The 5,468-nt window shown below is 40.2% G+C and carries 9 protein-coding genes; 3 read left to right on the top strand and 6 right to left on the bottom strand.

The window, feature by feature from the left end:
- A partial coding sequence (locus HMPREF1116_RS11150) for a CadD family cadmium resistance transporter (protein ID WP_000615744.1) occupies nt 1–535 on the bottom strand: 535 nt, incomplete at its 3' end.
- Nucleotides 536–563: 28 nt separating this feature from the next.
- Between HMPREF1116_RS11150 and HMPREF1116_RS12420 the strand changes: the two genes are divergently transcribed.
- A complete protein-coding gene (locus tag HMPREF1116_RS12420) occupies nt 564–692 on the top strand; it encodes a FanG protein (protein WP_075230464.1) in 129 nt (42 codons plus the stop codon).
- Nucleotides 693–814: 122 nt separating this feature from the next.
- Here HMPREF1116_RS12420 and rpmG read toward each other — a convergent pair whose 3' ends face one another.
- From rpmG to HMPREF1116_RS11130, 4 genes are all read right to left on the bottom strand, one after another.
- Complete coding sequence (gene rpmG / locus HMPREF1116_RS11145; protein WP_001265622.1) at nt 815–964, bottom strand: 50S ribosomal protein L33; 150 nt, start codon at nt 962–964, stop codon at nt 815–817.
- 15 nt (nt 965–979) lie between these two features.
- A complete protein-coding gene (gene rpmF / locus HMPREF1116_RS11140; RefSeq protein WP_000290417.1) occupies nt 980–1,162 on the bottom strand; it encodes a 50S ribosomal protein L32 in 183 nt (60 codons plus the stop codon).
- A 148-nt stretch (nt 1,163–1,310) separates the two neighbouring features.
- On the bottom strand, nt 1,311–1,511 hold the full coding sequence (locus tag HMPREF1116_RS11135; RefSeq protein ID WP_000796543.1) for a PTS ascorbate transporter subunit IIC: 201 nt from the start codon (nt 1,509–1,511) through the stop codon (nt 1,311–1,313).
- Between the two features lie 2 nt (nt 1,512–1,513).
- A complete protein-coding gene (locus tag HMPREF1116_RS11130; protein WP_000136853.1) occupies nt 1,514–2,521 on the bottom strand; it encodes an SPFH domain-containing protein in 1,008 nt (335 codons plus the stop codon).
- Between the two features lie 184 nt (nt 2,522–2,705).
- On the opposite strand from HMPREF1116_RS11130, the gene ilvD reads away from it, so the two are divergent.
- Both ilvD and HMPREF1116_RS11120 read left to right on the top strand, forming a co-directional pair.
- Nucleotides 2,706–4,409 carry a dihydroxy-acid dehydratase gene (gene ilvD / locus HMPREF1116_RS11125; RefSeq protein WP_000137339.1) on the top strand — a complete coding sequence of 568 codons (1,704 nt, stop codon included), beginning with the start codon at nt 2,706–2,708 and terminating at the stop codon, nt 4,407–4,409.
- A 105-nt stretch (nt 4,410–4,514) separates the two neighbouring features.
- Entirely contained in the window at nt 4,515–4,883 is a 369-nt protein-coding gene (locus tag HMPREF1116_RS11120) for a hypothetical protein (RefSeq protein WP_000492762.1), read from the top strand.
- Between the two features lie 194 nt (nt 4,884–5,077).
- Here the strand turns inward: HMPREF1116_RS11120 and HMPREF1116_RS11115 are convergent, their stop codons facing one another.
- Nucleotides 5,078–5,419 carry a metal-sulfur cluster assembly factor gene (locus HMPREF1116_RS11115; protein WP_001206377.1) on the bottom strand — a complete coding sequence of 114 codons (342 nt, stop codon included), beginning with the start codon at nt 5,417–5,419 and terminating at the stop codon, nt 5,078–5,080.
- Between the last annotated feature and the right edge of the window lie 49 nt (nt 5,420–5,468).

Genomic DNA, 5,468 nt, shown 5'->3' with positions numbered 1-5,468 from the left:
CAATAAACCATCTGCTATATTTTTCCAAAGTTTCTCCAACAGAAGGGACTTGTGCCAATTTTTGGGCAGAAAAAACCAAGAGATAAATCATGACTAGAAAAGTAAGTAAAGCCACTATCAAATTCGCTAAATTTAAGGTAATAAAATATGGGACAAAAACACCAATATTGTCAGCACCACAACTTGCAAAAGTAATCATAGCGACTAGAAAAATCAGGTTTTTATCATCTTTGCGCAAACCATCTTTTGCAATAGCTTCTCCATCAGAATCTCCTAAAAGCAAAACTTTGAGTCCTAGGAAAATTGGAATCAAACCGAGCAAACCTAAAATCTCTTTACTAGGAATATAATTTAAGACAAATGCAAAAAGTAAACTTAGCAATATTAGACTAACAGAGCCTAGAAATTGTCCTAAATAGATGTTAATGATGTCTTTTCTGCTTTTTCTTTTGGCAAAAAATAACATTAGGATAATAAGTAAGTCTACGGCTGTCCCAGAATACAGGATTATTGAAGTAACAACATTTTGAATCATAAAACACCTCATTCAAATATATTTTTGAATGTATTTTAACATTAAACTTTGTAGATGTCAACTTCAGCTCCATCAAAATATAGATAAGAAGGTAGTGTACCAAACATTAAAAAGCCCTGCCATCGAAATGATAGCAGGGCTTAATTTCAATATCTAAATGATATATTTATCTAAAAAAGGTAGAGATTGGACTGAAATATAGTGAAATGTATTGAAATTGAAAAAAGAAAAAACGCTTGAAATCAGCGTTTTTCTTATGTATTGATTCGTATTGAATGCTTACTTCACTTCTGTAAACACAACGTGTTTGCGAAGTTTTGGTGAGTATTTCTTCAATTGAAGACGGTCTGGAGTGTTACGTTTGTTTTTAGAAGTAAGGTACAAGCGTTCACCAGATTCTTTGTGTTCAAGTGTAATATTTACGCGCATGGTATCTCCCTTCTATTATTCAGCTGATGCAGCTTTAGCGATCTTACGTCCTTTGTAGTATCCTTTAAGTGATACACGGTGTGAACGTGAGTAATCTCCAGTAGTTTCGTCAAAGTTTACAGATGGAGCTGTTACTTTGTAGTGTGTACGACGTTTGTTTTTCTTCGCTTTTGAAGTGCGACGTGCAGGTACTGCCATTTTGATTTCTCCTTTTAAGATATAAATTCAGTTAGGTTTGATTTTCATCAACTTTAATAGTATATCAAAACTTTTTTGTAAAGTAAAGTTACTTGACAAAAAAAGATTAAAAAATTTTTCTATCCACTATTCTGGATAGGAAAATAGATTAAATATCAATTTCGAAGGGTTCATCAATGGTTTCTGAGACGTATTTCCCGTCTTTCTTCCGTTGCTTGACACATTCTGTAAGGAGATATTCAATTTGCCCGTTAACTGATCGAAAGTCATCTTCTGCCCATGATGCGAGTGCAGCGTATAGCTTATTCGAGAGTCGAAGGGGGATTTGCTTTTTTTTAGCTTCTGCCATTTCTAATAAAGGCTTCCTGTATTGACAATTGGTTGTGCATCATGATTGCCACAGAGAACGACTAGGAGATTTGAAACCATAGCAGCTTTTCGTTCTTCGTCAAGTTCTACTAATTCTCCTTCATTGAGACGTTCTAGTGCCATTTCAACCATTCCTACAGCGCCATCAACAATCATCTTACGTGCATCAATAATGGCTGATGCTTGTTGACGTTGAAGCATGACGGCAGCAATTTCTGGAGCGTAAGCTAGGTAAGTAATACGTGCTTCAAGGATTTCCAAACCAGCGTCCTCTACACGATTTTGAATTTCCTCACGAATGCGACTAGCTACAATCTCGCTAGAGCCTCGGAGGCTGCCTTCATCTGCTTGCCCATCACCTGTAGTATCCACATTCGGAGACACATCGTAAGGATAGATGCGGACAATATTACGAAGGGCGCTATCACACTGCAATGACAGATATTCTTTATAGTTATCAACGTTGAAGACTGCTTTGGCTGTATCGACAACTCTCCAAGTTACCGCGATACCGATTTCTACGGGATTCCCTAAGCAATCGTTAATCTTTTGACGGGAATTGCTCAAAGTCATAACCTTGAGTGAAATCTGTTTCTTGCCAATTTCAAGATTTACGTCATTACCATTTGATGATTTCATCCCTGAAAAAGGAGATTTCGTGCTAACATCACCACTTTGACCAAGTCGAGTGTGGATTGCAGGATTGACCGCTATGCTGAAGGGATTGACAAAGTAAAAACCAGGTTCTTTGATGGTCCCAGTATAGTTACCAAAGAGGGTCAAAACCAGTGCTTCCTGAGGTTTGACAACTTTTAAACCAGCATGAGCTAGTGCTGAAATTAAGATTAATAAAAGCCCGATAATAATTCCAAAAATGTTTTCCGAACCAGCACCCATTATAAATATAAGGAAACCAAGTACGAGTGCCAACTCAATGAGTACCAATGCTACTACACCATTTGGTTTTGAATTGATTAGTTTTTCAGTCATCAGAATGACCTCCTGTATTTGATATCTAAATGATATCACTTTAATTTTAAATGTCAACAAAAATATGCAATCTTTTTTAAGAAGATTTCAATGGTTTGAATTGTCTGAAAATTCAAGAATTTTCTTCTGTTCATTGTTTTTAAAATGTGCTATAATGGTAAAAACTGAAATGGGAGGGAACTTAATGACAGAATTAGATAAACGTCACCGCAGTAGCATTTATGACAGTATGGTTAAATCACCAAACCGTGCCATGCTTCGTGCGACTGGTATGACAGATAAGGACTTTGAAACACCAATTGTGGGAGTCATTTCGACTTGGGCAGAAAATACACCATGTAATATCCACTTGCATGACTTCGGTAAGCTTGCAAAAGAAGGTGTCAAATCTGCTGGTGCTTGGCCGGTTCAATTTGGAACCATTACGGTAGCAGACGGGATTGCCATGGGAACGCCTGGTATGCGCTTCTCTTTGACATCTCGTGATATCATCGCGGACTCTATCGAAGCTGCTATGGGTGGTCATAACGTAGATGCCTTTGTAGCTATCGGGGGCTGTGATAAGAACATGCCTGGTTCTATGATTGCCATTGCCAATATGGATATCCCAGCTATTTTCGCTTACGGTGGTACTATCGCCCCTGGAAAACTGGATGGCAAAGACATCGACTTGGTTTCTGTATTTGAAGGAATCGGTAAATGGAACCACGGTGATATGACAGCTGAGGACGTGAAACGTCTCGAATGTAATGCCTGCCCTGGGCCTGGTGGTTGTGGTGGTATGTATACTGCCAATACTATGGCGACTGCTATCGAAGTTTTGGGGATGAGCTTGCCAGGTTCTTCTTCTCACCCAGCAGAATCTGCTGATAAGAAAGAAGACATTGAAGCAGCTGGACGTGCTGTTGTTAAGATGCTGGAGCTCGGTCTCAAACCGTCTGATATCTTGACTCGTGAAGCCTTTGAAGATGCCATTACTGTGACTATGGCTCTAGGTGGTTCTACAAATGCTACTCTTCACTTGCTCGCCATTGCCCACGCAGCTAATGTTGACTTGTCACTTGAGGACTTCAATACTATCCAAGAACGTGTGCCTCACTTGGCTGACTTGAAACCTTCTGGTCAATATGTCTTCCAAGATCTTTACGAGGTTGGTGGTGTACCTGCAGTTATGAAGTACTTGCTGGCAAATGGATTCCTTCACGGAGACCGCATCACATGTACTGGTAAGACTGTCGCTGAAAACTTGGCTGACTTTGCAGATCTTACTCCAGGTCAAAAAGTCATCATGCCACTTGAAAATCCTAAACGTGCGGACGGTCCGCTTATCATCTTGAACGGTAATCTTGCTCCTGACGGTGCAGTTGCCAAGGTGTCAGGTGTTAAGGTTCGTCGTCACGTTGGTCCAGCCAAGGTCTTTGACTCAGAAGAAGACGCTATCCAAGCTGTCTTGTCAGATGAAATCGTTGATGGCGATGTTGTCGTTGTTCGTTTCGTTGGACCTAAGGGTGGTCCTGGTATGCCTGAGATGCTATCACTTTCATCAATGATCGTTGGTAAAGGCCAAGGAGACAAGGTTGCCCTCTTGACAGACGGACGCTTCTCTGGTGGTACTTATGGATTGGTTGTTGGACATATCGCTCCTGAAGCTCAGGATGGCGGATCAATTGCCTACCTTCGTACAGGCGATATCGTCACTGTCGACCAAGATACGAAAGAAATTTCCATGGACGTTTCCGATGAAGAACTTGAAAAACGCAAGGCAGAAACAACCTTGCCACCACTCTATAGCCGTGGTGTTCTTGGTAAGTATGCCCATACCGTATCTTCTGCATCACGTGGTGCCGTTACAGATTTCTGGAATATGGAACAATCTGGTAAAAAATAACTAGAAAATAAGCAGTCGCTAAATGACTGCTTTTTCTAGTTATTTGTATTTTCTCATAGAATGTTATAAAATCTTTGCTCTAACTATGATTACAAAGGAGAAATGATGTTTTCACAAAATACAGGAATTATGCTCTACGTAGATGATGTAGCAGTGGAGAGAGACTTTTGGTTTGCCATTGGATTTGAAGTTTTTAATCAACCAGAAATAATGGAATTTGAAACTTTTGAGATGAAACCTCACGCTGACAGTACGCTGACTTTCACTATCTATGCTAAGGATTTTATTCGTCAAGTATCACCGGAGGTAGTCGATATGAAACCCAGCCTACTCTTTGAGTCAGCAGACCTTCACGGTCTTCATCAACGCCTAGCTGCAGTGACTGATACCACTAGTTCGATCAATACTCAGCCTTTCCCTAACTTTAACTTTGCAAATCCAAGTGGACACTATTTTGCAGTTAGAGGAATCTAATAACAAAAAGGAGCCTGGGACAAAAGTCCTAGCCTCTCAATTGTCTTTGGATTGTCGAGCAAGACGCAGTGGTTGAGTGGGCTCTACTACGCTGATTTCATCAGCTTTTACAGCCCTACTCAACTGTGCGGAGGTGGGACTACGAAATCGAATTCTATCGAATTACCGATTCCTGTCCCACTCTCTCTTGTTTTTTAGCGCGGTGGTAGTCCAAGTGCTATACGTCCATAGCGACTGATGCGTGTAATCTTCCAGGCAGGTGACCAGGTAACTTTAACCCTAACATCCTCAATTCCTTCAATCTGTTTCAGACCTGCCACAATTTCAATAGGTAAACTTTCTGCACAGTCACAGGCTGTATCGGTGAAGGTCATGACAATTGTACAAAGACCAGCCTCGTCCAAATGAATCTCGTAAATCAAGCCAAGATTATAGACATCTAATTCCACATCTGTATCGTAAACTTTTTCTAGCTTGTCAATGATTTGATTTCCTAATGCTAAAGCACGGTCATTAATCTTGATGTCTTCTCTCATTGCATTCCCTCCATTTTCTGACTGCACCTATTTTCTCATAATTCTGACA

The organism is Streptococcus sp. SK140, assembly GCF_000259525.1.
Classification (GTDB): Bacteria; Bacillota; Bacilli; order Lactobacillales; family Streptococcaceae; genus Streptococcus.
This window is presented reverse-complemented; position numbering and strand designations above follow the sequence as displayed.